Raw genomic sequence first — 25,149 nt, 5'->3', positions numbered from 1 at the left:
GGCGGGACTCCACCGGCTTCGATCACGGGGAACTAGGCGTCCGGGATGTCCGCTCAGTCACCGGCGCTGCCGGGGAGTTCGTCACGGTCCGGCCGCACCGATGCGGTGTCAACCCGAGGGTCGTTGCGCAGCTGCCGGAAGATGGGCAGCTCGGCAGCGATGATCAGGGAGTCCGGGTACAGGCGAGCGCCCCAGGCCAGCCGCCCTTCGGCATCCCACGCGAACTCGGGAACCCTGCGACCAGCCGCCACATCGCCGGGCTCCAGATCGGCCGCGAAGTAGGCATCGCCGAACACGCGCACGGTGTCTGTGTCAGGCACCTCGCCGTAGCCCACCCAGCGAAGACATCGCAGCGACAGCCCGCCGATCGCGTCGCGCAGCACGCCGGCTGTCACCTCGTCGAGCTCGCCCATGCACGCGGTCAGATTCCGGATGCCGGGATCCTGCTCAGCCAGTCCTCTCGTCGCCTCGAACCAGTTCAGCGACGACGGCTGCTCCTCGATATCGACGTAGCGCGACCAGCGCACGAGGTCGCCGACCTCGTCCATGAATGGCAGGTAGAGCCGCAGCATCGGCAGCGCCCTGTGCGATTCAGGGACGAATTCCCGCGCGGCACGAGGCCTTGATTCCGCCGCGAACCGGGCTCCGTCGCCCATCAGGGCGCGTCGGGCCGCTGACGCCGAGCTCGCGCCACGCCGATCCCGATGAGCACCAGGCCCAGGACCAGCACGATCGGGCCGATGATCGCCCACGTCGGGGATCCGCTCATCGCCGAGCCGCCCAGGACGTTGAGACCCTGCAGGGTCCAGACCAGTCCCATGAGACCCAAGAGGATGCCGCCGACGAGGTACGGCCAGTTTCGCTTCACGCGCCCACCCTAGCCGCGGCACTTCGCGGGCGACAGAGCGCCGGGGTCGGCATCCGGAACACGACCGTGCCCGGGCAAAGAAGAAGCCCCGACCGTTACCACACAGCCGGGGCGAGACGCATGAGAGTGCGCCTATCCCCTTCAGACTACCGCACTTCTGAGCGACGCCCGAATCCGCGCCCGTCGGGCCCACTTCTCAAGCTCGACGACCAGCGGAACGATGAGCGCGAGACCCAGGCAGAACAGCCACTCGTTCCCGGTGAGCGACACCGTGCCGACGAGGCGCTGCAGGAAGCCGATCTCGACGGCGGCGATGGTCAGGATCAGCGGGATGGACAGCCACTTCAGCGCAGGCACGATCGGCGCACCGAGTCCGGACTCGGGGTCGCGGCGCATCACGAGGCCGCTGAAGATCGACCCGAGTGCCGCGATGACGAACGCCATCGTCACGGGGGCGTTCGGCTCGGTCGAGCTGGACTGGTCGGGGTAGAGCAGCAGCGGCACGAGCGAGGTGGCGAAGATGAGGAATCCGTAGACGAACCACATCACGACCGCGCCACGGTTGCTGATGGGCTTCTTCGGGTCGCGCGGGGCCTTCTGCATGATCCCGTCCGGCACCGGGTCGAGCATGATCACGATGACGGGGAAGATCGAGACGAAGAAGTTGAGGAACAGGACCATGATCGGCGTGAGCGGCACGCCGTCGTTGATGTTGAAGATGCTGGCCACCAGGAACAGCAGCACCAGCGAGAACAGCTGCGCCATCTGATATCGGACGTAGCTGACGATCTTCTCGTAGATGGAGCGACCGAGCCGGACCGCCGCCACGAGAGTGCCGAAGTTGTCGTCGACGAGGATCATCTTCCCCGCCTGCTTCGTCACGTCGCTGCCCGAGCCCATCGCGACCCCGATGTCGGCCTGCTTGAGTGCGGCCGCGTCGTTCACGGCATCGCCCGTCATGGCCACGACGGCGCCGTCCTCCTGCATGAGGCGGGCGAGGCGGAGCTTGTCCTCCGGCGTCACGCGACCGAACACGTGCAGGTTCGGCAAGGCCGCCTTCAGCTCGTCGTCGCTCATCGCCTGGATGTCGGCACCGCTGGCCGCGCCGGGACCGAGGCCCAGCTTCGCGCCGATCGCCGCCGCCGTGATCGCGTGGTCGCCCGTGATCATGCGCACTTCGATGCCGGCCTCGAGCGCGATGCGCACCGCCTCTTTCGAGGAGGGCCGCAGCGGGTCGATGATGCCGACGAGGCCGACGAAGATCAGGTCGTGGATCTCGGCCATCGGGTCGGCCGGCGTGGGCGTGCCGGGCGCGAAGCGGCGCACGGCGAACGCGAGCACGCGCAGGCCCTGCTCGGACAGCGAGCGGTTCGCCTCGAGCACGGCATCGCGGTGCTCGGCGATCGGCGCCGGGCCGTCGGCGGTCATCACCTGCGAGCAGCGGTCGAGGACGACATCCGGCCCGCCCTTGACCAGCGCGACCAGGCGCTGAGAACCCTCGTGCGGCACCTGGTGGAAGGTCGCCATGAACTTGTACGCGGAGTCGAACGGCACCTCGGCGGCACGCGGGTACTGCGTGCGGGTCAGCTCGGCGTCGGCGCCCATCTTGGCGGCCAGCACCACGAGCGCCGCCTCGGTCGGGTCGCCGATCACGGCGCCGTCGTTGGATACTGTCGCATCGCTGCAGAGCGTCAGTCCCAGCGCGAGCTGGCTGAAGTCCGGCGTCGGGCTGCCGGCGGCGTGCGTGATCTCGCCGGTCTTCTCGTACCCGGTGCCGCCGACGGTGAACCACTCCCCTGCGAGGTAGAGCGACTCGACCGTCATCTCGTTCATCGTGAGCGTGCCGGTCTTGTCGGAGTTGATCGCGCTCGTCGCACCCAGCGTCTCGACGTCGGTGAGGTTCTTGACCACCGCGTTCTGCTCGGCGAGCTGCCGCGATCCGTACGAGAGCATCGCCTGCACGAACGTCGGCATGCCCGTCGGGATCGCCGAGATCGCCATCGAGATGCCGAGCAGGACGACAGAGGCGACCGGCTGACCGCGCAGCAGGCCGGTGATGATGATGACGGCGACGGCGCCCCACGCGATCCACCCGAGCACGCCGGTGAGCGAGTCGAGCTCGCGCTGCAGCGGCGACTTCGAGGGCTTGACCGCCGACAGCATCGACGCGATCTGGCCCATCTGGGTGCCCATGCCGGTGTCGGTGATGACGACGGAGGCGGTTCCGCGCGTGACGAGTGTGTTCTGGAACACCATGTTCGCCCGGTCGCCGAGCGTCGTCTCGGCGTCGGCGATGGTGCCGGCATCCTTCGCGATCGGTGCACTCTCGCCCGTGAGCGCCGCCTCCTGCGTCTCGAGCGTCGCCGAGCGCAGGATGCGGCCGTCGGCGGGGACGATGTCGCCCGCCTCGAGGTTCACCAGGTCGCCCGGGACCAGGCCGGTCGCGTCGAGCTGCAGCAGCACGCCGCCACGCACCACCTTCGCCTGCGGGATCTGCATCTTCGCGAGGGCGTCGACGGAGGCCTTCGCCTTCATCTCCTGCTTCGCTCCGAGCACGACGTTCAGCACCACGAGGCAGCCCACCAGGATGCCGACGCTGACCTGGTTGATGAAGAGGCTGATGATCGCGACCGCGACCAGCATGACGTTCATCGGGTCGGCGAGCTGGCGCAGCGACACCTGCCAGAGCGACGGCTGCGGCTCGGCCGCGATGGCATTGGGCCCGTGCTCGGCGAGGATCCGGGCGGCCTCGGCGTCGGTCAGGCCGCGCTCGGGGTCGGTGCCGAACGAGGCGAGGACGGCAGCGCCATCCTGGGTGTACCAGGGCTGCGCGCTAGGTGAGGTGGGCGGGGTGGGCGTGGTCTCCACGGTGCTCATGAGCGTGAGGTTACTCCCGGTCGGCTCAGCGCGGGTTGACCCGTCACGCCGAGGAAGCGGATGAAGACGGCGATCCAGCCGAAGATCAGGGCGAACACGATGATCTCGAACGCCGTCAGCGAGAAGTAGCCGACCGCCGGGATGAACAGGATCACCGAGAGGACCGTCGCCGCGAGGAACGCCGCCGATGCCACGAAGTACGTTCTCGGCATCCCTCGGAGAAGCTTCGGTCCGGCGATCAGCAGAACGAGGAACATGACCGCCATGCCGGAAGCCGAGGTGTTGTGCAGGGCGAGGCTGACGTCGACGGGGAAGATGCCGACGCACGAGAGCATGATGCCCATGACGACGAACAGCGCCGGCACGACCTGCTTGCCGCGCGGGTTCGTCAGCACACCCTCGGCGGTCAGCACCTCGAGGTCGTTGGCGATGTAGACGGCGAACGTCGTCACCAGCAGCCCGCCGGCGATGAGCGTGCCGTTGAACACCCAGCTCGAGAGGTCGTCGAACGTCCCGAGCTGGCTGAAGTGCACCTGCCACCACTCGGGATCGGACGTCGTGATCATCGCCGTCAGCGTGCCTATGACGACGAACGCCATGAGCAGCGACGACATGCGCTGCGTCGTCATGCGGGAGACCGACAGATACACGATGTAGGCGGTCATGCCCAGAGTGACCGCCATGAGCACGACAGCCCAGAACGTGATGATCGGCAGTCCGATGAAGCCCAGCGCGAGCAGGCGGTACATCGCGAAGGTGGCGAGGAACGCCAGCGCGGTATGGACGATGACGACGGAGATGGTGTTGACCGTGAACTTCCACGACGGCAGCGTGCGGCGCCACGCCTGGTCGGGATCGCTCCTGGCGCGCCAGTAGCCCGCGATGGATGCCCCGGCCGCCGTCACTCCCGCGCCCGCGGCCGCCCAGACGGCGAAGGGGTCCCCGTCGGCGAACTGCAGGTCGGCTGCGGTGAGCGCCACGATGAGCCCGTAGATCGCGCCCAGGGCGCCCGCACCGAAGGCGAGGTAGATCGCCTCGGACTCGGCGCGCCGCGTCGTGCCGGACTGGTTGCTTTCGACTGCGTCGATCGAGGCCATGGCGCCAGTTTGGCCTCCGGACCCGCCTCGCGCGATCACCCCGCGCGGGTGAAACACGTCTGGCTCGCGGTGGGCGCTAGGCGGTGCCCGCAGCGAGCCGGGCGTCCGCGCGCACGGCGGGCGCGGCATCCGATTCCTCCGTCGCCGCCATGGCGCCGGCGTTGCGCAGGAACAGGATGATCCAGCTGAAGATGACCACGGCTGCGACGAGCTCCGTCGCCGTGAGGTTGTAGTAGCCGACGGCGAAGAGGACGGCCGCCACGGCGACGACCGCGACGAAGACGTAGCCCAGCACGACGAAGACGTGGGGCATCGACGGCACCAGCCGGCGAAGTCCGATCACCATGGCTGCGAACACCAGCCCCATCCCCGTCGCCACGGTGTTGTGGATGGCCAGGAACTCGTCGACGGGGAAGATGCCCACGCACGCGAGGAAGACGCCGATCAGGACGAGTCCGAGGCGGAGCAGTGTGCGGCCACGGACCTCCTGCGGCGTGCGGGTGGGAAGTCCCGCCGTGGCGTAGCGCGCGATGATCGTGACCAGGGCGCCAGCGACGATGAGCGTCAGGTTGAAGGTCATCGCCGACACCTCGTCGGTCATGCCCAGGGCGCTGAGATTGTCCTGCCACCACTGCGGGTCGCTGGCGCTCAGCATGCTCGCGAGCGCACCCGTGACGAGGAACACGGCCAGCACGAGCGACAGCAGCATCGGCGTCAGGCGCACGGACGAGAGGAACACCACGTACGACGTGAGCCCGGCGGCGACGCCCGCCAGCACGGCGCCCGCGAACGGGTAGAGCACGGCGCCCTGGAAGCTCTGCCCGAGAAGGTCGGTCAGTCCGACCCACGCCAGCAGCGCGATGATGCCGTGAGCCAGCGCGAGCGCGGCGACGTCGAACCAGTGGAGCTTCGGCTCGGAGCGACGAGTGGTGCCGTCGAGATCGGTCGGGACGTGGGTGCGGCGGGCGACCAGCAGGCGGCCCAGCACGAAAGCGAGGACGGCGAGGACCGCCGAGGCGATGCCGGCGAACTCACCTACCGAGCCCGTGCCCGCGATCGCCAGGTCGTGGCCCCAGAACATCAGCAGAGCCACCGGGAAGGCGAGGACGAACGCCGCCGCGCCGACGAGCAGCGCCGCCGACTCTATCGATGCGACGGTGGCGATGGGATGCCGCAGCACCCGCGAGAAGGACGCTTCGGTCATGCGGCTCAGGATGCCAGCGGAGTCCGGTGGTGTCCATTCGCCGCGCGGCGGTGCTCCTGTGGTGCGCACCGCATCGGTGGTAGCGTGCGGCGAAATAGCAGCCGTGCCATGCGCGGAGCAGAGCATCGCCCCACGTCATGACCTCCGATTGCCCCTCGCAGCAGTATCGACCGAAGGAGTGTGTGCCATGACCACCCCCGCACAACGAACCGGATGGACCGGCTGGGTCGTCTTCGCCGGCGTCATCCTGGTGACCAACGGCTTCTTCAACATCATCCAAGGCCTCATAGCCGTCATCGGGCCCGACACCTACTACGTCGCGGCCGCGGGTTCGCTGTGGCTGATGGACGTCAACGGATGGGGATGGTGGAGCATCATCATCGGCGCACTGACGGTCCTCACCGGCGCGGCCCTCCTCGCAGGCCAGACCTGGGCGCGCGTGGTCGCCGTCATCATCGCGATCTTCAGCGCGATCAGCCAGATGATCCTTCTCCCCGCGCAGCCGTGGTGGGCGCTCATCGTGATCGCCCTGGATGTGCTCGTGATCTACGCGGTCACCGTTCACGGCCGCGAGATGCGCGACCTCGACCCCGTCGTCAAGCAGCGCTGATCCACCGGAAGGGCCGGGTCTTCGGACCCGGCCCTTCTGTATGCGACGCCACCGCTTTTCGGTTGCCGGAGGGTTGGCACTCTCTATGGTCGAGTGCTAATCTAGACTTAGTTGAGTCACCACGACTCAAGTCTTGGATCGCGTGCCCGAGACCCTTCTTCGGGCAAGAACAGAAGGAGATGATCATGGCCAGCTACGACCCGTTCCGTGACTTCGACCGTCTCGCGTCGTCGCTTCTCGAGACACGACGTGGCCCCCGCCGCATGCCGATGGACCTCTACCGCGACGGCGACCACTACGTGCTCAACGCCGACCTGCCGGGCATCGACCCCGGCTCGGTCGACATCGACGTCGACGGCCAGCTGCTCACGATCCGCGCCGAGCGCACGCTCACCTCGGGTGAGGGCGTCAAGTGGATCACGCGCGAGCGCGAGACCGCGACGTTCGTGCGCCAGCTCAACCTCGGCCAGGGCATCGACACCGAGCGCATCAGCGCCTCGTACGACAACGGCGTGCTGTCGGTGACGATCCCCGTCAGCGAGAAGGCGAAGCCGCGTCGCATCGAGGTGTCGTCGGGATCGAGCTCGTCGACCATCCAGGCCCACGAGTCCGACGCGCCTCAGCCGATCGAGCAGTAAGCCGGATCCAGCGAAAACCCGATCGAGCGGAACCGCAGGAAGAGTGCCGGATGCCTCAGCCGAGGCATCCTGCACTCTTCTTTGCGCTTCGGCCCGGCGCGCTCAGGCGATGGTGTTGCCGCAGATGCCGCAGATGCCGGTCGAGGGGACCTCGACCCAGCAGTCCGGGCAGACGGCGCGCGGCCGGTCTTCGACCGACGTGGGGCGACGCGGGGCGATGATCCGACGCTCGGCGCGGGCCGCGGCGGCGCGTGTCGGCGCGGCGACGGGAGCGACCTTGATGGCCGGCAGGTGGGTCTGGCAGTAGAACCGCACGTACCCGCCGTGCTGCTTGGGGTGCTTGTGCTTGACCGCCCACAGCTCGGTGCGCTCCAGCGGCTCGGAGTCACCGCCGCAGACCGAGCACCGCGTCGCCTCACCCGGAGAGACGTCGGCGACGAGGGTGGGCGACTCGAACGCGAGATCGTCACGCCAGTCGGAAGATGAAACGACCTTCATGGCTGTCCCTTTCTCTGACCCTCCGGCGGCGCACGACAGAAGGTGCGCAACGACGAGGGGACTCCTCGACGATACCCGCATCTGCTGAACGCCGGGTGCACGAGCGGATGCCGCGGCCTGAAGCAGCCGGGGCGATCAGCGGAAGTCGCGGGACTGATGCTGCACCCCCACCCTCAGATCCTCGAACCTGTCGGCGAGGAGGTTGGTGACGCCCTCGACCGAGCGCTCCAGCATCCCGCGCACGATCAGCGCCGGAGCATCGCGGACCACGCGCCGATACCGGTTCCACACCCCCACCGTGCAGATGACGTTGACGAGTCCGTGCTCGTCCTCGAGATTGATGAACGTGACCCCGGATGCCGTGGCCGGCCGCTGCCGGTGCGTCACCAGTCCGGCGACCTCGATGCGACGACCGGCGTCATGCGTGCGCAGCTCTCGCGAGGTCAGCACGCCGCGGGCGTCGAGTCCGGAGCGGTAGTGCGTCATCGGATGGTCGTCGGTCGAGACCCCCGTCGCCCACAGGTCGGCCGCGAGCCGCTCGTAGCTGGTGGGGTCGGTGAACAGCGGCGGCTGCACCGAGACGAGCGAGTCGGGCAGGAACTCGGGGCGGTCCAGCGCCGCCGAGCCCGCCAGCCAGATCGCCTCGCGCCGCGTGTGCCCGAGGCACTCGAACGCCCCCGCCGTGGCGAGCGCCTCGAGCTGGGCGGCGGTCAGGCTGGTGCGACGGACGAGGTCGCGCAGATCGCGGAACTCCCCCTCGGCCTCGCGGGCGGCGACGATGCGCTCGGCGACCTTGGCGCCGATCCCCTTGATCGCCGCGAGACCGAGCCGCACCGCGAAGCGCCCGTCGCGCCGGTGCGCCGCCGACTCGTCCGGCGCGTGCAGGTCGAACAGTCCCACCGGCGGCTGGTGGCGGTGGGTGCACGAGTCGAGCCCGGTCGGTTCGGCGCGTTTCGTCTCGTCGCTTCGCTCCTCGCTCAACGACCGGGAAGCGTCGGTCGTTGAGCGAGCGGAGCGAGACGAAACGCCTTCCGCGACCGGTTCGAGCAGGGCCTCGACGCCCGAGAGGTGCAGGTCGGGGCGCCGCACCTCGACGCCGTGCCGGCGCGCATCCGATACGAGCGTCGCGGGTGAGTAGAAGCCCATCGGCTGCGCCCGCAGCAGCCCGGCCAGGAACGCCGCCGGATAGTGCAGCTTGATCCACGAGCTCGCGTACACGAGCAGCCCGAACGACAGCGAGTGCGACTCGGCGAACCCGAAGTTCGCGAACGCCTGGATCTTCGCGTAGATGGCGTCTGCGGCATCCCCCACCAGATCGTTCTCGGCCATGCCGGCGTACAGCTTCTCTTTCAGCGAGTCGATGCGTTCGACCCCGCGTTTGGAGCCCATCGCCCGCCGCAGCAGGTCGGCGTCCTCGCCGGTGAGACCGCCGACGGCCATGCCCATCTGCATGAGCTGCTCTTGGAACACCGGGATGCCGAGGGTCCGCTCGAGCACGGGCTTCAGCTTGGGGTGGGCGTAGGTGACCTCCTCGAGCCCGAGCTTTCGCTTGACGAACGGGTGCACCGCACCGCCCTGGATCGGACCCGGCCGGATCAGCGCGATCTCGATCACCAGGTCGTAGAACCGGCGCGGCTGCAGTCGGGGCAGCAGCCCCATCTGCGCGCGGGACTCGACCTGGAACACCCCGATCGAATCGGCCCGGCACAGCATGTCGTAGACCGCCTTCTCCTCCTTCGGCAGGGTCGCGAGCTCCCAGTCCTCGCCCGTCGAGCCGCGGATCATGTCGAAGCAGTACTGCAGGGCCGCCAGCATCCCGAGCCCCAGCAGGTCGAACTTCACCAGCCCCATCCAGGCGGCGTCGTCTTTGTCCCACTGGATCACCGTGCGGTTCTCCATGCGGGCGTGCTCGATGGGCACGACCTCGCCCACGGGCCGGTCGGTGAGCACCATCCCGCCGGAGTGGATGCCGAGATGACGCGGCGCCTTCAGCAGCTCGCCCGCGAACTCGAGCACCTGATCGGGGATGTCGTGGCCCGGCCCGGTCTCGAGGTGCGCGCCCCATCCCTCGACCTGCTTCGACCAGGCATCCTGCTGCCCGGGCGAGTGCCCGAGCGCCTTCGCCATGTCGCGCACCGCATTCTTCGGCCGGTACTGGATGACGTTCGCGACCTGCGCGGCGCGCTCGCGCCCGTACTTCGCGTAGACCCACTGGATGATCTCCTCGCGCCGGTCCGAGTCGAAGTCGACGTCGATGTCGGGCTCCTCCTCGCGCAGGCTCGACAGGAACCGCTCGAACGGCAGGTCGTAGGCGATCGCGTCCACCGCCGTGATGTCGAGCAGATAGCAGATCGCACTGTTGGCCGCGGAGCCGCGGCCCTGGCACAGGATGCCGCGGCGCCGCGCCTCTTGCACGATGCCGTGGACGATCAGGAAGTAGCCCGGGAAGTCCTTCAGCTCGATGACCCCGAGCTCCTTCTCGATGCGCGCCCGGTTCTCGGGCGTCAGGTCGGGGTACTTGCGGGGCACGGCCTCCCACACCAGGTGCCGCAGCCACGACATCGGCGTGTGCCCCTCGGGCACCTCCTGCTTGGGCAGCGCGGGCTTGGCACGGCGCAGCGGGAAGGCGAGCTCGTCGGCGAGGGTCACCGTGCGGGCCACGGCATCGGGATGCCGCACGAACCGCTCCGCCATCTCGGCGCCCGAGCGCAGGTGCGCGCCGGCGTGCGAGGGCAGCCAGCCGTCGAGCTCGTCGAGCCCTCGGTTCGCGCGCACGGCCGCGACCGCCGCCGCCAGCAGCTGCCGCTTCGGCACGGCGTAGTGCACGTTGTTGGTCGCCAGCAGGGGCAGGCGACGCTCGCGCGCGAGCCCGGCGAGTACGTCGTTGTCGCGGGTGTCGAGCGGATTTCCGTGATCGATGAGCTCGACGTGCACGGCATCCCGCCCGAACAGCGCCACGAGCCGGTCGAGCTCACGGGCCGCGGCATCCGATCCCCCGTCGGCGAGCGCGCGGCGGACCGCCCCCTTGCGGCATCCGGTGAGCACCGCCCACTCCCCCGCGGCCTGCGCGGCGAGCTCGTCGAGGTCGTAGACCGGCCGCCCCTTCTCGGCCCCGGCGAGCTGTGCGTGGGTGAGGGCGGCTGCGAGGCGGTGGTAGCCGGACTCGCCGCGCGCGAGCACCAACAGGTGCGCGCCGGCCGGATCGGGCTCGCCGTTCTGCGGCTTCGGCAGCTCGAGCGACAGCTCGGCCCCGAACACGGTCTTCAATTGCAGCGCCTCGGCGGCCTCGGCGAAGCGCACGATGCCGTAGAAGCCGTCGTGGTCGGTGATCGCGAGCGCATGCAGCCCGAGCCGCTCGGCCTCTTCGGCGAGCTCTTCGGGCGAGGATGCCCCGTCGAGGAACGAGAACGACGAGTGGGCGTGCAGCTCGGCGTATGGGATCGCCTCAGCCGGGCGCTCGATGCCCGGCGGGACATAGGGTCCGCGCTTGCGCGACCACGCCGGGCTGTCGCCGCCGTCCGCGCCCGCGGGAGGGCCGCCGGGCCGGCGCCGGTCGCTGAGCACCCGCTCGATCTCGGACCACGGTACGGAGGGATTGTCGAAGCCCATCAGGAGCCCCCCGACCGTTCGAGGCGTTTCGTCTCGTCGCTGCGCTCCTCGCTCAACGACCGGGTGTGCTCAGTCATAGACGGCCTCCGCGGTCCAGGCGTCGCCCTCGCACACGAGCAGCCACGCCCCGCCGTCGGCGTCGACGACCTGGAACCGGTGCGCCACCCGCGAGCGCACGGCATCCCACGCCCGCTCGACCACCGGCCACGGTCCTGCCCACGCCTCGATGACGCGCCGGCGCCCGCTCTCGATGAGCACCGCCGGCACCGCCGAAACGCTGCCCCGCTCGTCGACGTCGATCAGCTCGCCCCCGAGCGCCCGCACGTCGACCGGGATCGGCTCGGCGAACACCGTCGCCGGCAGCGGATCGGGCAGGCTGCCCGGCCACGGCCTGGCCCGCTGCGCCGCCAGTCCGTCTGGCCCCTTCTCGTGCCTGTCCCCCCAGGGCACGAGCACCTGCCGCTCGGCGAGCCATCGCCCGCCTCCGATCGCCGGCGTCAGCACCCCGCGATGCCCCAGCATCGCCTGCACGCGCGAGAGCGCATGGTGCACCCGCTCCTCCGGCCCGCCGCCGAAGATCGCCGGCGCGTGATGGGATGCCGCATCCACCGCCTCCGGCGAGATCCGCACGACCGCGACGCCGCTGCGCAGCCCCTCGGCTTCCTCAGCGAGCTGCCACCGCACCCGGTCGACGATCGCGGCCGCGTCGAAGGACCCCGGATGCAGCCACACCCGCTCGCTGCGCTCACCCCGGTCTCCGATGAGCTCTACGCGCAGCTCGGTGCACACGAGGTCGATCGCGCCGAGGCCCGCGATGAAGTCGTCGGCGGTGACGCGCATGCCGAACGCGACCTGGTCGGCGATCTCGAGCGGCGGCTCGAACGCGATCTCGCGCTGCAACTCGGGCGGCGGGACGCGGGGTTCGACAGGACTCGAGTCGCGTCCGGCCGAGAGGGCGTGCAGCCGGATGCCGCGCTCTCCGAACCTCTCGCGCACCCGGTCGGGCTCCATCGCCGCGAAGGCGCCGAGCGTCTGCACACCGAGCCGGGCGAGCAGGCCGACGAGATCGGCCGAGGCCGCGGGTGAGCCGGTCGAGCGTGCCCGGCCCTGGCCGCCCGCCTGCGCCCTGCCGCCCGACCCGCCGCCGATGCCGAGCGAGGACGCGTCGAGCACGGCCACCGACAGCGGCGCCAGGAACCCCGCCGCCCCTCCCGCCGGGACGGCGAACACGGGCTCGGCCGCCGTGGATCCGGCCTTCGCCGCCTGCTCGGCGGTGAAGGGACCGTCGGCGATCCCGGCGCGGACGTCGTCGAGCCCGAGATCGCGCAGCGTCTCGAGCAGCATGCGCGCCGCCTCGATCTCGCCGCCGTAGTAGCGGGCCGGGCCCTTGGCGCGCAGCGCGCACAGCCCGGGCCGCACGAGCTGGACGCCGGGAGCGCGCTCCTCGATACTGGCCACCACGGGTGCGAAGGCCCGGTGGTCGCGCGCCGGGTCTGCCTGGACCACGGTGAGCTTCGGGCAGTGCGCCTGGGCATCGCGCCGACGCTGCCCCCGCCGGACGCCCTCGGCCCGCGCCGAGGCCGAGCACGCCGCGACGAGGTTGCGCTCGAGCACCGCGACCGGCCGTGCCGGGTCAGGAGGCAGGCCGCCGTGCCCCTCGCGGACGAGAGCGGTGACCGGCCAGTCGGGGAACCACAGCACGAGGCTGCGGACCGGGGGCTGCCCGGCCATCTCAGCCGACCGCCCGGGCTTCGAGCGGGACGAAGCGCTCGTCGTCGACGGAGCGCAGCGGCTCTCTGGTGCGCAGCGGCTCGGAGGCCGCCGAGACGTGGCCCGCGGCATCCGGAAGCAGCACCCGCGCACGGCGCACCCGAGGCCACCGCCTGCTCGACGAGGTGAGCGTGAGCTCTCGCTCGGCGAGATAGCCGTGGCCGCGGCCGACGCCCGACCACACCGGCTCGGCGACCTCGATCATCGCCTCTGCCTGCGGCCACGGCCCCTGCACCAGCAGCACGGCGCCCCGGTCACGCAATCGTGCCGCCAGCCGCGCGACCTCGCCGTCGGGCGCACGACCCGAAGGGCGCACCGCCACCACGGGCAGCACCTCGGCGATCGTCGCGGTGACCGCGAGCCACCGAGGACCGGGGTCGGGCACGAGCACGAGCCGCGAGAGATCGACACCCAGCCCCTCGGCCGCTTCGACCCCGAGCCGGGGCAGGCCGACGACCCCGCACCACGAGCCGGACTGCGACGGCTGAGCCAGCAGCGCCAGCAGCAGCGAGGTCGACCGCGGCACCGAGTACGCCGCACCCGGGCGGAGTCCGCCGCCGGGCAGGAGCTCAGCCAGTGCGGAGTGCACGGGCAGCACCGGGGCGTCGAGCCGGCGCCCCTGCACCCGCTCGACCTGAGCCCGCAGCTGCGCCACCGTGCTGACCGGGGCCGCATTGACCGGGCTCACCGGGCTCATCGCCGCCGGACCGTGTCCGGAGTCGATCCACTCTTGCGCCGTGGGCTGCACGCTCGCCCTCATTCCCCCAGACTAGAACATCTGTTCTAGCTTTTCCATCCGAGGGACCGAGATTAGCGCCGGGTTCCGACAGTTATGTTCGAGGGTTGCAACCCCGGTCGCGGCATCCGAAATCCGGAGAGCAGCCGGAGCGGGCTCAGCCGACGAGCGAGGCGGTCGTCGCGATGCGCGCGAAGCCGCCGGCCTGAAGGTCGAGCGCCGTGGTCAGCATGAGCTCCTCGGCCGTGCGGGTCACTTCGCCGACCCCCGGCACGTCCGTGCTGAGGTCGAACGTGCGGGTGGCGTCGAGGACGACCGTCACGTCGTAGCCGAGATTGCCCGCCATGCGGGCGGTGGTCTCGACGCACATGTTGGTCTGGATGCCGCACACCACCAGCTCGCCGATCCCCTGCTCGCCGAGCCAGGCGTGCAGGTCGGGGTCCCCGTAGAACGCCGAGTTCACGCTCTTGCCGATCAGCAGCGCCGGCTCGATCGCCGCGACGGCGTCGACGAGCGCGTTGCCCGGACTGTCCGGATGCAGCGGCGAACCGGGCGAGACGGAGTCGTGGTGCACGACCACGACCGGCTCCCCCGACCGCTGCCAGGCCGCCGCGAGCGCGGCGACGTTCTGCTCGCACGCGGGGTTGGTGGTCGGCCCCCAGAAGTCGAGGTCGTCGAAGGCACGCTGCATGTCGATCACGACAAGGGCTCGGGTCATACCCTCATCCCACCATGCGGCAGGCCGTATGCGGGCCTCAGGCGGCGAGTTCCAGGTACGGCTCCCACCGCGGATCGGTGCGCTCGGTGCCGCGCACCGTCCACTGCCCGCCGCGCGGCGGGTGCGGGATGAAGCGCAGGTTCCAGTTCATCTCCTGCGGAGTCCGGTCGCCCTTGACGTTGTTGCAGCGCAGGCAGCACGCGACGAGGTTCTCCCACGAGTCCATCCCGCCGCGCGAGCGCGGCAGCACGTGGTCGATCGTCGAGGCCGCCGCGCCGCAGTACGCGCAGCGATGCGCATCCCGGCGGAGCACCCCGCGTCTGGTGACCGGCACGCGGCGCCCACCCGGCACCCGCACATAGCGGGTGAGGATGATCACCGCCGGACGTTCATAGGCACATCGCGTGCCCCAGACCGGGTCGCCATCGGTGTGCTCGATGACGGTTGCCTTGTCGTTCATCACGAGCACGAGCGCCCGTTTGAACGACACGACGGCAAGCGGTTCGTACCCCGCGTTCAGCACCAGAGTGCGCATTGATCATCCTCTCGAATGGCCGGGACGGCTTCTCGGTTATTCGACTTGCGCGGCGATCAAGGAGCGCAGGGGCATGAAAAAAGGCGCTGTCTTATAGACAGCGCCTTGGCGCAGCGGCAGAGCCGCGGCATCCACTCGTGCAATGCCGAAGGACGTGGCGTCCGAGCGCATCCGTGGTTCGGATGCGTGGTGTGCGGTCCATCGACTCCCTCCGCTTCTCTCAGCGTCGGGTTTCAGGCTAACGCACGCACACGCGACGAGGGCGGCGGCGGAACGTGAACGTCCGGTGGCGTGTCGGCGGACGAACGACTCCCCCCGCCGCCGAAGCGCCGAGGGGAGTCGAGGAAGCAGTGCGCCGCAGCTAGCCGGCGTTCATCTGAAGCCACGCCCACGGGTCGACGACCGAGCCGTTGATGTGCACCTCGAAGTGCAGGTGGTTGGCGGTGGAGCTGCCGGTGCTGCCGACGAAGCCGATCAGCTGGCCGGCCTCGACCGTCTGTCCGGCGACGACCTGACGGCTGCCGTAGGTCATGTGGCCGTAGAGCGTGTTGACCCGCTGGCCGCCGATGACGTGGTCGATCGTGACGGCGACGCCGTAGCCGCCGTAGCTCTCCTGCGAGATCTTCACGACGCCCGCAGCAGCCGCGTACAGCGGCGTGCCGCCGGGTGCGAGAAGGTCGACGCCCTGGTGATAGCCGGAGTCGCCCAGGCCGCGGCCCTTGGTGAAGTTCAGGATCGGCCAGCGCACCTCGCCGGTGCCCGGCGACGTCAGCTGGATGTTCGTCCCCACGGACGACGCGGAGGCCGTCCGGGCGAACTGGCGTGCGCGTTCGGCGGCCGCCTCGGCCGCCTTCTTCTTCTCGATCTCCTCAGCCGTGGTGGCCGAGTAGCTCTCACGCGTGATCTGGGTCGCCGTCGCGTCGGAGGCGACGACCAGCGACTGCGCGTCGTCGACGGCCATCTGCTGGAGGGTCACGGTCTCTTCGGCCGTGCGCCCGGCGGCGAACGCCGGGAGTGCGACGGTGGCGACGAGGCCGCCCACCATCGACAGGATCACCAGGCTCCGCAGCGGCTTCGCGATGCGATTGGGCCGTTTCGGTGACGCGGATGCCGCGGGACGGGTCGTCTTGACGACAGCGGGAGCGGCGACCTTGGGTCGGCGTTCCACGGTCTTGCGCGCGCGGGTGCGACGGGTCGGACTCGTCGCGTCGTTCTCGGGCTCGCTCGCGAGCGAATCGATCTGTTCAGCCAAACTATCCTCCGGCGCCTCTACGCCGTCGGCGCTGGCTCGTCGGCATTCAGTGTCGGGGCACGATATGCGGGCTTCACCGCGCAGACGACGAGCCAGGGAGGCAATCCGCGCGGGGTCCGTGGGCGGGCTTCTCGCCTAGTGGACTTTCCGAGGCTACCCGAAGGTAACGAATATGTCACGCTGGCGCCCTGGTAGTTCCCTGGATCGACGCTCCACGGACGCCGGGCGCGGCATCCGCTCCGGAGAAGATCAGCGCCGTTCGTCGACCAGGAAGATGTGCGATGCGACCTCGACGGGAAGCTCCAGGCCCTCGTCGCTGCCGTCCATCTGGACCAGCACGTAGCCCTCGTTGTAGCGGTAGTCGCCGCGCGCGCCGGGAAGGACGCCCGCGCCCTTGAGCTGCTGAAGCAGCTCGGGGTCGACCTGCACGGGCTCGGCCAGCCGGCGCACAGTGCCGCTGATCGGCTCGCCCGCCTCGTTGAGTCGCCGCACGAGTCCGACCACGCCCTGCTCGAAGCCCTTGGCCGGCACGTCGCCGAGCTGGTCGAGACCGGGGATCGGGTTGCCGTAGGGCGATTCGGTGGGGTGCCCGAGCAGCTCGACGAGACGGCGCTCGACCTGCTCGCTCATGACGTGCTCCCAGCGGCAGGCCTCTTCGTGCACGTAGGCCCAGTCCAGTCCGATGACGTCGGACAGCAGGCGCTCCGCAAGACGGTGCTTGCGCATCACGTCGACGGCCTTCTGCCGCCCCGCGTCGGTGAGCTCGAGACTGCGGTCTTCCGAGACGACGACGAGGCCGTCGCGCTCCATGCGGCCGACCGTCTGCGACACCGTCGGGCCGGAGTGGCCGAGGCGCTCCGAGATGCGGGCGCGCAGCGGGATGATGTTCTCCTCCTCGAGCTCGAGGATGGTGCGCAGATACATTTCTGTGGTGTCGATCAGGTCGGTCATCTCGCGGTGTCCTCGGTGCTCAGGAAGGTAAGGACAGCCTATCTACCACCGACGACGCTGGAGGCCGGGCGCGTTTCTCCCGCGCTCCGCAGGACAATGGGCCTTCCACAGGACGTTCGGCCGCGATTTCTCCTGCGGAAGGGCGGATCTCCTGTGGAAGGCGCGGCGCTCAAGCCGCGCGATGCAGGCCCTGGGCGACGGCGCGCATGATCACGTCCTGAACCTCGTGCCAGCGCTCGACCACCTGTGCGTAGGTGACGCGGATCACGTGAAATCCCAGGAGCGTCAGTGCCGCATCGTGCGCGACATCCTCCGCGCGCTGCCGGCCGACGTGGTGTCCGCCGTCCACCTGCAGCACGAACCGGTCGCCGATCAGGAAGTCCACGCGGTGCCCGCTGATCCAGATCTGGGTCCGGATCGGCACGTGCAGCCACGCCAGCCGCACCAGAACGAACGTCTCGAGACCCGAGTCGGAGAACTGGGAGGCCTCCTCGACGAGTCGCCGCGCCGGCGGCCGCAGGGGCAGTCTCTTGAGCTCCTCCTTGGCCACCAGCCCGCGATTGAGCGCGGAATCCCACACGGCACGTGCCGCCTCATAGGGCTGACAGGCCGCAATGAGAACAAGGGTGTTCAGGATGCCGTCCTCCAGCTGACCGGGAGCGCGTTGGACCGGCGGCACACTCCAGTGCACCTTGGCCCGGGGCAGCTCGAGCCGAGAAGCCGACGGCGGCGCACCGACATGCGGTACATCGTGGTCGAGGACCCACAAGTCGAGCCGCGTGGCGCGCGTGACGCACGTCAGCACGACACCAGCCCGGGCGGCCGAAACCAGCATCGGGTCGGCATCGGGCAGTGCCACCCACCCCCGTCGCGGGGCGATCACTCTCGCGTTCGCGACGGCGGCCGCGATCGCGTGCCTGCTGAAACCGGCATCCGTGAGCGCGGCGGTGCGCACGACCCCGCCGCGGGCCGAGATCGCCCTGAGTAGTTCCTTCACGCAGCAATGCTCGGGCTTCTCGTGCTCCCCACGCACGGTGTTCGCGGGTCGCTGGACAACGCGGAGGCATCACCCCGCGGGGAGGAGCCCGCGTTGCACAGGAGGACGGAGCTTCCACAGGACATCCGCCGCGGCATCCTCCTGTAGAAGCGCGATTCTCCTGTCGAGCGCCGAGGGCGGCGGTGCCGCGCGCGTCCCGGGCGTCCGGGCACGCAGGCACGCGCCACGCGGGGAGGAGCCCGCGTTGCACAGGAGAACGGGGCTTCCACAGGACATCGGCCGCGGCATCCTCCTGTAGAAGCGCGGTTCTCCTGTCGAACGCGATGTGTACGCCGGGTCAAGGTGACGCGTCATGACGCGTCACGCGGCAGGGGGCACCGGCGGCCGCGACTCTAGAATCGAGCCATGTCCCACGTGACCCTGCCCCGCGAGATCCTGCCTGCCGACGGACGCTTCGGATGCGGCCCCGCCAAGGTGCGTTCCGAGCACCTCCAGGCCCTCGCCGGCCCGGGATCGGTGCTCCTGGGCACGTCGCACCGCCAGGCGCCCGTCAAGGACCTCGTCGGCCAGGTGCGCGCCGGCCTCTCGGAGCTCTTCCGCCTCCCCACCGGCTATGAGGTCATCCTCGGCAACGGCGGGTCGACCGCATTCTGGGATGCCGCGGCCTTCGGCCTGATCGAGCGCCGGTCGCAGAACCTGGTGTTCGGCGAGTTCGGCGGTAAGTTCGCGTCCGCGGCGAAGGCGCCGTGGCTCGAGGCGCCCGACGTGCGCGAGGTCTCCGCGGGCACCCGCACCGTCTCCGAGGCCGTGTCGGGCGTCGACGTGTACGCGTGGCCGCACAACGAGACCTCCACGGGAGTCTCGGCGCCCGTCGAGCGCATCACCGGGGACGACGGCGCCCTCACCGTGATCGACGCCACCAGCGCCGCGGGCGGGATCGACTTCTCGATCCACCAGGCCGACGTGTACTACTTCGCGCCGCAGAAGAACCTCGGCTCGGACGGCGGGCTGTGGTTCGCGCTCGTCTCCCCGGCGGCGATCGAGCGCATCGAGCGCATCGCCGCGTCGGGACGCTACATCCCCGAGTTCCTCAGCCTGAAGAACGCGCTCGACAACTCGCGCCTGAACCAGACGCTCAACACGCCCGCGCTGACCACGCTGTTCCTCCTGGACCAGCAGCTCGACTGGATCCGCGGCAACGGCGGACTGCAGTGGGCCGACGCCCGCACGCGCGAGTCGTCGCAGGCGCTGTACGACTGGGCCGAGGCATCCGCCTTCGCCACGCCCTTCGTCGCCGACCCGGCCGACCGCTCCCCCGTCGTGGTCACGATCGACTTCGACGACTCGGTCGATGCCGCCGCGGTCGCCAAGAGCCTGCGCGCCAACGGCATCGTCGACACCGAGCCCTACCGCAAGCTCGGGCGCAACCAGCTGCGCGTCGCGACCTTCGTCTCGATCGACCCCGACGACGTGCGCCAGCTGATCAAAAGCATCGACTACACGGTCGAGAACCTCTGACGCGTTTCGTCAGTCTGACGCCGGGCTCAGAGCGGTGAAGGCGAGGGCTCGAGCACCGAGGTGACGATCGCCTCGATCGCGAACTCGGACGCGCGTCCGAGGTCGAGCGCGGTCGGGTCGAGCAGCCACTGCACCTGCAGCCCGTCCATGACGGCGAGGATGCTCGTCGAGGCATATGCCACCGTCTCGGGCTCTCGGATGCCGCGCTCGGCGCACGCGACGGCGAAGGCGTGCGCGACTTCGCCCCGCAGGGTCTCGTACCGCTTCTGGAAGAAGTCGCGGCCCGGGTGGTCGTGAGTCACGGACTCGGCCGAGAGCACGGCGTAGGCCTGCACGATGCCCGGTCGCTCGGCGTTCGCGAACGCGGTGCGCACGAGGTGGCGGAACAGGTCCATGCCGTCGGGGATGTGCTTCTCCTCGAGGTCTGCCACATCGGTTTCATCACGATGCTTGAGCACTTCGAGCAGCAGCGCATCCTTGGATCCGAAGTGATGCAGAATCCCTGCGTGGGTCATGCCGACCTGGTCGGCGATCTCCTGGAGCGTGCCGCCGGTGAATCCTCTGGCCCCGAATATCTCGGACGCGGCATCGAGGATGTCGCGCCGGCGCGCGAGAGTCTCGGGTCGCGAACGCGGCTGTCTGCGCTGCTCGGTCACTGGCTTGCGCCCCCTCACTCGTACGGCGGATCAGAGTCTACGCACGAGCCGGACACGGTCGCGGCAGGACTCGGTTGCAATACTTACTTACTAGCTTGTAAGGTAACTCCGCAATCACCCCCACGACGTTGTGGTGACTCACGTGAGTACGCCGACGTCACATCACGAAGGAGAAGCAATGAGGCTTAGGTCTTCCCTGGTCGCCGTCGGCATCGCCTCGGCGATCGTGCTGACCGGCTGCACCGCCGGCGGCTCGAACTCCGGCAATGCCGAAGGTGCGGCGCTCACGATCGCGAAGCCGGACGGTGCGATCACCACCGAGTCGAACAACCCGTACCTGGGCGACTCGTCGGCTTCGAAGTACGCCTACGGAAAAGTCATCTTCGAGTCCCTCGCCCTCGTCAACCCGACGGGCGACCTCGGCACCACGCCGTGGCTGGCCGAGTCGGTGGAGTGGAACGAGGACTACACGCAGCTCACGGCCGTGGCGCGCGACGGCGTCACCTGGAGCGACGGCGAGGAGTTCACCGCCGACGACATCGCGTTCTCCTTCAACCAGGTGCTCGACGGCAAGCTGAACGACACCAACGCGCTCGATCTGAAGAGCGTGAGCGTCGACGGGAACACCGTCACCATCGACTTCAACAGCTCGAAGTTCACGCAGCAGTCCCGCGTGCTGCACTTCCAGATCGTGCCCGAGCACATCTGGAAGGACATCGAGGACCCGAACACCGACCCCGTGACCGGTGAGGGCCAGGCCGTCGGCACCGGTCCGTACGTGCTCGACTCGTGGACGACGGAGTCGGTCACCCTCACGGCGAACCCCGATTACTGGGGTGGCGACCTGGCGGTGCCCGAGCTGCACTACGTCTCGTACGGCGACAACGCCGCCCTGACCACCGCGCTCGCGACGGGCGAGGCCGACTGGGCACAGGCGTTCATCCCGCAGATCGAGGACAGCTACCTCTCGGCCGACCCCGACAACAAGTTCCTCGTCTCGCCGACCGCGGGCGCCGGCACGCTGTTCATGAACCTGCAGACCAAGCCGTTCAACGACCCGGCCCTGCGCGAGGCCCTCGCGTGGACCATCGACCGTCAGGCCTACGTCGACATCGCCCGCGAAGGCGCCAGCGAGGTGGTCTGGAGCGTGACCGGCCTCGGCGCTCTGCTCGAGGACGAGATCCTCCCCGAGTACGCCGGCCAGGAGTACTCCGTCGACGTCGAGAAGGCCCGCCAGATCCTCACCGACGCCGGCTACACGTGGTCGGGCGAGAGCCTGGTCGACCCCGACGGCGAAGCCGTCTCGTTCTCGATCTCGGTCCCCGCGGGCTGGAGCGACTGGAACACCGAGCAGGCGCTCATCGCCGAAGAGCTGAAGGAGGGCCTCGGCATCGAGGTCAACGTCGACCAGCCCGACTGGGGCGGCTGGGATGCCGCACGCCAGGAAGGCACCTTCCAGGCGATCATCCACTGGCTCGAGGACACCGGCAACGCGTACGGCCTGTACACGTCGACGATGGACCCCAAGTGGATCGTCGACGACAAGGCGCAGTTCAACTTCGGCCGCTTCGATGACCCCGCCGTCACCGACGCGCTGAACACCTACGCGAACGCCTCGTCCGAGGACGAGCGCGCATCCGCCCTCGCGGTCATGCAGACGGCCTTCGTCGAGAACGTGCCGGCGATCCCGCTCGGAGCGCACCCGCTCCTCGGCGAGTTCAACACGCGCAACTACGTCGGATGGCCGTCGGAGGACGACCAGTACGCCTCGGCCGACCCGACGCAGCCCGCGATCGTGCAGATCCTGACCGCACTGCAGCCCGCCGAATGACGAACCGCGGGCGGGACGGATGCCGCGGCATCCGTCCCGCCCGCTCGTCAGTCCTCCTGAAAGCGAACCACCACAGATGAGCGACTCGCTGCTCTCCGTCGACGACTTCTCGATCGTCTACGACGTCGATCCCCCCGTGCGGGCGGTCAAGAACGTCACCCTCGAACTCCAGCGCGGTGAGATCCTCGGTCTCGCCGGCGAGAGCGGGTGCGGCAAGACGACCCTCGCCTACGGCATCCAGCGTCTGCTCAAGCCCCCGGCCGTGATCACGAGCGGCTCGGTCCTCTTCCACGACGCGAGCGGCGAGGACATCGACATCAACGCCCTCGGGATCGAGGAGATGCGCCGCTTCCGCTGGGACAAGATCTCGATGGTCTTCCAGGGGGCGATGAACTCGCTGAACCCGGTCGCCACCATCGGCTCTCAGCTGGCGGACGTCTTCGAGGTCCACCGCCCGGACCTCTCCCGCACCCAGCGGCGCGAGGCGGTCGTCGAGCTGCTCGAGATCGTCAAGGTCGGCGCGCAGCGCTACCGCTCGTACCCGCACGAGCTGTCCGGCGGCATGCGCCAGCGCGTCATGATCGCCATGGCCCTCGCTCTGCGCCCGCAGCTCATGGTCATGGACGAGCCGACGACCGCTCTCGACGTGCTCGTCCAGCGCGAGATCCTGCGACAGATCTCGCACCTTCGCCACGAGTTCGGCTTCTCGGTGATCTTCATCACCCACGATCTCCCACTGCTGCTCGAGATCAGCGACCGGATCGCGATCATGCGCGACGGCGAGATCATCGAGCTCGACACCGCGGAGCGCATCTGGACCGACCCGCAGGACGACTACACCCGCACCCTGCTCGCCTCGTTCCCACGACTCACCGGAGAGAGGGGGGTGGTCCACCGATGACCGTCCTCGAATTCGACGCCGTCACCAAGATCTACTCGGTGCGCGGGGCGGGCCAGATGAAGGCCCTCGACGACGTGAGCTTCACGCTCCGGTCGGGCCAGACGATCGGCCTCGTCGGACAGTCCGGCAGCGGCAAGTCGACCATCGCCAAGATCCTCACCCAGCTGGAGTCGCCCACGAGCGGCGAGGTGCGTCTCGACGGGGCGCCCATCCCGCGCCGCGGCAAGGGCCTGCGCGCGTACCGTCAGCAGCTGCGCATGGTCTTCCAAGACCCGTTCGCGTCGCTCAACCCGTACCACTCGATCCGCTACACCGTTCAGCGTCCGCTCGAGCTCGACGCCGTCGTTCCCAAGGACCAGCTCGAGGACGAAGTGCGCCGGCTGCTGAGTCGCGTCCGCCTCGACGCCGATGCGGTGATCGACCGCCGTCCGCACGAGCTCTCCGGCGGTCAGCGTCAGCGCGTGGCGATCGCCCGGGCCCTGGCCTCTCGCCCGAAGCTGCTCGTCGCCGACGAGCCGGTCTCGATGCTCGATGTGTCGGTCCGCCTCGGCGTGCTCAACCTGCTGGCCGACCTGCAGCGCGAGGAGGGGCTGGGCGTGCTCTACATCACGCACGACCTCGCCACCGCCCGCCACTTCAGCGACGAGATCCTCGTGCTCAACCAGGGCCGGGTGGTCGAACGCGGCCTCGCCGACGACGTGATCCTCCGTCCCCAGAACCCGTACACCCAAGAGCTGCGCGCGGCGTCCCCCGATCCGGACACCTACTTCGCTCACGCAGCCGGCATTCTCGGAGGTGAGAAGTGAGCGCCGTCGCCCCCCAGCTGCCGGCCCCGGACTTCGATGCGATCGAGGCGGGCACGACGGCGACCGGCGCCGTCAATGTCCGCGCACGCATCCCCTGGCGCTTCCTCGGCAACCGGATCCTGTTCTACCTGTTCACGCTGTGGGCCGCGATCACGATCAACTTCTTCCTCCCGCGCCTGATGAAGGGCGACGCGGTGTCCGCGTACCTCGCGCGCAACCGCAACGTCACGCCCGAGGCCGCGGAGGCGCTGCGCGCCCTGCTGGGCCTCGACACCGACAAGTCACTGTGGCAGCAGTACCTCGACTATTGGGCCCTTCTGCTCCGCGGCGACCTGGGGATCTCGCTGCTGCACGGCATGCGTCCGGTCACCGAGGTGGTCGGCCAGTCGCTGATCTGGACCGTCGGCCTGGTCGGCTTCGCCACGCTCATCGCGTTCGCGATCGGGACCATCGGCGGCGCGATCGTCGGCTGGCGCCGCGGCAGCCGGCTCGATGCGCTCATCCCGATCACGACGTTCCTCAGCACCATCCCCTACTTCTGGCTCGGCCTGCTCGCCATCTCGATCTTCTCGGTGACGCTGGGCTGGTTCCCCATCGGCAAGGCGTACGGCGTCGGAGTCGCACCGGAGTGGTCGTGGGAGTTCGTGGGAGAAGTGGTCCACCACGGCTTCCTTCCGGCGGCGACCATCATCATCGCCTCCCTCGGCGGCTGGATGCTCGGCATGCGCAACATGATGCTCACGGTGCTCGATGAGGACTACGTGACGGTCGCCCAGGCGAAGGGCATGCCGAACAACCGGGTGCTGTGGCGCTACGCCGCACGCAACGCTGTGCTGCCGCAGATCCAGAGCTTCGCGCTGGCGCTCGGCTTCATCGTCGGCGGCACCATCGTGATGGAGGTGGTGTTCAGCTATCCCGGCGTCGGGAAGCTGCTGCTGGACGCCACCAACGCCAAGGACTACGCCCTGATGCAGGGAGTGTTCCTCGTGCTCACGATCTCGGTGCTGCTGGCGAACCTGCTGGCCGACATCGCCTACGGATTCCTCGACCCGCGCACGCGCCAGACGGAGGCCTGAG

The 25,149-nt window shown here is 69.5% G+C and carries 22 protein-coding genes; 7 read left to right on the top strand and 15 right to left on the bottom strand.

What is annotated here, in order from left to right:
* Positions 1 to 53 precede the first annotated feature (53 nt).
* The 5 genes from ASD56_RS13165 to ASD56_RS13145 form a co-directional block, all read right to left on the bottom strand.
* The gene (locus ASD56_RS13165; protein ID WP_055966502.1) at positions 54 to 572 is read right to left on the bottom strand and encodes a hypothetical protein; all 519 of its coding nucleotides are present in this window, start codon (positions 570 to 572) and stop codon (positions 54 to 56) included.
* A gap of 83 nt (positions 573 to 655) precedes the next feature.
* Positions 656 to 868: a hypothetical protein gene (locus ASD56_RS13160; protein ID WP_055966500.1), complete on the bottom strand. Its 213-nt coding sequence runs from the start codon at positions 866 to 868 to the stop codon at positions 656 to 658.
* A gap of 141 nt (positions 869 to 1,009) precedes the next feature.
* A complete protein-coding gene (locus ASD56_RS13155; protein ID WP_055966497.1) occupies positions 1,010 to 3,745 on the bottom strand; it encodes a cation-translocating P-type ATPase in 2,736 nt (911 codons plus the stop codon).
* Entirely contained in the window at positions 3,742 to 4,842 is a 1,101-nt protein-coding gene (locus ASD56_RS13150; protein WP_055966495.1) for a DUF998 domain-containing protein, read from the bottom strand. Before ASD56_RS13150 ends, ASD56_RS13155 begins: the two co-directional genes overlap by 4 nt.
* 76 nt (positions 4,843 to 4,918) lie before the next feature.
* On the bottom strand, positions 4,919 to 6,046 hold the full coding sequence (locus tag ASD56_RS13145; RefSeq protein WP_055966493.1) for a DUF998 domain-containing protein: 1,128 nt from the start codon (positions 6,044 to 6,046) through the stop codon (positions 4,919 to 4,921).
* Positions 6,047 to 6,233: 187 nt separating this feature from the next.
* Here ASD56_RS13145 and ASD56_RS13140 point away from each other — a divergent pair, with 187 nt between their 5' ends.
* Together ASD56_RS13140 and ASD56_RS13135 are read left to right on the top strand one after the other, a co-directional pair.
* Positions 6,234 to 6,656 (top strand): DUF7144 family membrane protein, encoded by a 423-nt coding sequence (locus tag ASD56_RS13140; protein ID WP_055966489.1) that lies wholly within the window; start codon positions 6,234 to 6,236, stop codon positions 6,654 to 6,656.
* Positions 6,657 to 6,841: 185 nt separating this feature from the next.
* The gene (locus ASD56_RS13135) at positions 6,842 to 7,294 is read left to right on the top strand and encodes an Hsp20/alpha crystallin family protein (RefSeq protein WP_055967202.1); all 453 of its coding nucleotides are present in this window, start codon (positions 6,842 to 6,844) and stop codon (positions 7,292 to 7,294) included.
* A 102-nt stretch (positions 7,295 to 7,396) separates the two neighbouring features.
* On the opposite strand, the gene ASD56_RS13130 is transcribed toward ASD56_RS13135, so the two are convergent.
* From ASD56_RS13130 to ASD56_RS13090, 9 genes are all read right to left on the bottom strand, one after another.
* Positions 7,397 to 7,792 (bottom strand): hypothetical protein, encoded by a 396-nt coding sequence (locus ASD56_RS13130; protein WP_055966486.1) that lies wholly within the window; start codon positions 7,790 to 7,792, stop codon positions 7,397 to 7,399.
* A 135-nt stretch (positions 7,793 to 7,927) separates the two neighbouring features.
* Positions 7,928 to 11,401 carry an error-prone DNA polymerase gene (locus tag ASD56_RS13125; protein WP_055966483.1) on the bottom strand — a complete coding sequence of 1,158 codons (3,474 nt, stop codon included), beginning with the start codon at positions 11,399 to 11,401 and terminating at the stop codon, positions 7,928 to 7,930.
* Between the two features lie 69 nt (positions 11,402 to 11,470).
* Positions 11,471 to 13,132 carry a DNA polymerase Y family protein gene (locus ASD56_RS13120; protein ID WP_055966480.1) on the bottom strand — a complete coding sequence of 554 codons (1,662 nt, stop codon included), beginning with the start codon at positions 13,130 to 13,132 and terminating at the stop codon, positions 11,471 to 11,473.
* Position 13,133: 1 nt separating this feature from the next.
* The gene (locus tag ASD56_RS13115) at positions 13,134 to 13,931 is read right to left on the bottom strand and encodes a hypothetical protein (RefSeq protein WP_235565707.1); all 798 of its coding nucleotides are present in this window, start codon (positions 13,929 to 13,931) and stop codon (positions 13,134 to 13,136) included.
* Between the two features lie 133 nt (positions 13,932 to 14,064).
* Entirely contained in the window at positions 14,065 to 14,625 is a 561-nt protein-coding gene (locus ASD56_RS13110; protein ID WP_055966476.1) for an isochorismatase family protein, read from the bottom strand.
* 37 nt (positions 14,626 to 14,662) lie between these two features.
* Positions 14,663 to 15,160: an HNH endonuclease gene (locus ASD56_RS13105; RefSeq protein ID WP_055966473.1), complete on the bottom strand. Its 498-nt coding sequence runs from the start codon at positions 15,158 to 15,160 to the stop codon at positions 14,663 to 14,665.
* A gap of 361 nt (positions 15,161 to 15,521) precedes the next feature.
* Positions 15,522 to 16,412, bottom strand: coding sequence for a M23 family metallopeptidase (locus ASD56_RS13100; protein WP_055966470.1), 891 nt, complete (start codon positions 16,410 to 16,412; stop codon positions 15,522 to 15,524).
* A gap of 249 nt (positions 16,413 to 16,661) precedes the next feature.
* Positions 16,662 to 17,363, bottom strand: a complete 702-nt coding sequence (locus tag ASD56_RS13095) for a metal-dependent transcriptional regulator (protein WP_055966467.1) — start codon at positions 17,361 to 17,363, stop codon at positions 16,662 to 16,664.
* A gap of 169 nt (positions 17,364 to 17,532) precedes the next feature.
* A complete protein-coding gene (locus ASD56_RS13090; protein WP_055966464.1) occupies positions 17,533 to 18,360 on the bottom strand; it encodes an endonuclease domain-containing protein in 828 nt (275 codons plus the stop codon).
* 405 nt (positions 18,361 to 18,765) lie between these two features.
* On the opposite strand from ASD56_RS13090, the gene serC reads away from it, so the two are divergent.
* Positions 18,766 to 19,878, top strand: a complete 1,113-nt coding sequence (gene serC, locus ASD56_RS13085) for a phosphoserine transaminase (protein WP_055966461.1) — start codon at positions 18,766 to 18,768, stop codon at positions 19,876 to 19,878.
* A gap of 26 nt (positions 19,879 to 19,904) precedes the next feature.
* Here the strand turns inward: serC and ASD56_RS13080 are convergent, their stop codons facing one another.
* Entirely contained in the window at positions 19,905 to 20,534 is a 630-nt protein-coding gene (locus tag ASD56_RS13080) for a TetR/AcrR family transcriptional regulator (protein ID WP_055966458.1), read from the bottom strand.
* 178 nt (positions 20,535 to 20,712) lie between these two features.
* Here ASD56_RS13080 and ASD56_RS13075 point away from each other — a divergent pair, with 178 nt between their 5' ends.
* From ASD56_RS13075 to ASD56_RS13060, 4 genes are all read left to right on the top strand, one after another.
* Positions 20,713 to 22,365 (top strand): ABC transporter substrate-binding protein, encoded by a 1,653-nt coding sequence (locus ASD56_RS13075; protein WP_055966455.1) that lies wholly within the window; start codon positions 20,713 to 20,715, stop codon positions 22,363 to 22,365.
* A gap of 76 nt (positions 22,366 to 22,441) precedes the next feature.
* Entirely contained in the window at positions 22,442 to 23,266 is an 825-nt protein-coding gene (locus ASD56_RS13070) for an ABC transporter ATP-binding protein (RefSeq protein ID WP_055966452.1), read from the top strand.
* Complete coding sequence (locus ASD56_RS13065; RefSeq protein WP_055966449.1) at positions 23,263 to 24,072, top strand: ABC transporter ATP-binding protein; 810 nt, start codon at positions 23,263 to 23,265, stop codon at positions 24,070 to 24,072. Before ASD56_RS13070 ends, ASD56_RS13065 begins: the two co-directional genes overlap by 4 nt.
* The gene (locus ASD56_RS13060) at positions 24,069 to 25,148 is read left to right on the top strand and encodes an ABC transporter permease (RefSeq protein ID WP_055966444.1); all 1,080 of its coding nucleotides are present in this window, start codon (positions 24,069 to 24,071) and stop codon (positions 25,146 to 25,148) included. The genes ASD56_RS13065 and ASD56_RS13060 overlap by 4 nt, the downstream gene beginning before the upstream one ends.
* Position 25,149: the final 1 nt, after the last annotated feature.

It is taken from the genome of Microbacterium sp. Root166, assembly GCF_001427145.1.
Taxonomy (GTDB): domain Bacteria; phylum Actinomycetota; class Actinomycetes; order Actinomycetales; family Microbacteriaceae; genus Microbacterium.
The sequence above is the reverse complement of the archived record's forward strand: the minus strand, read 5'-3'. Positions and strand labels throughout refer to the sequence as shown.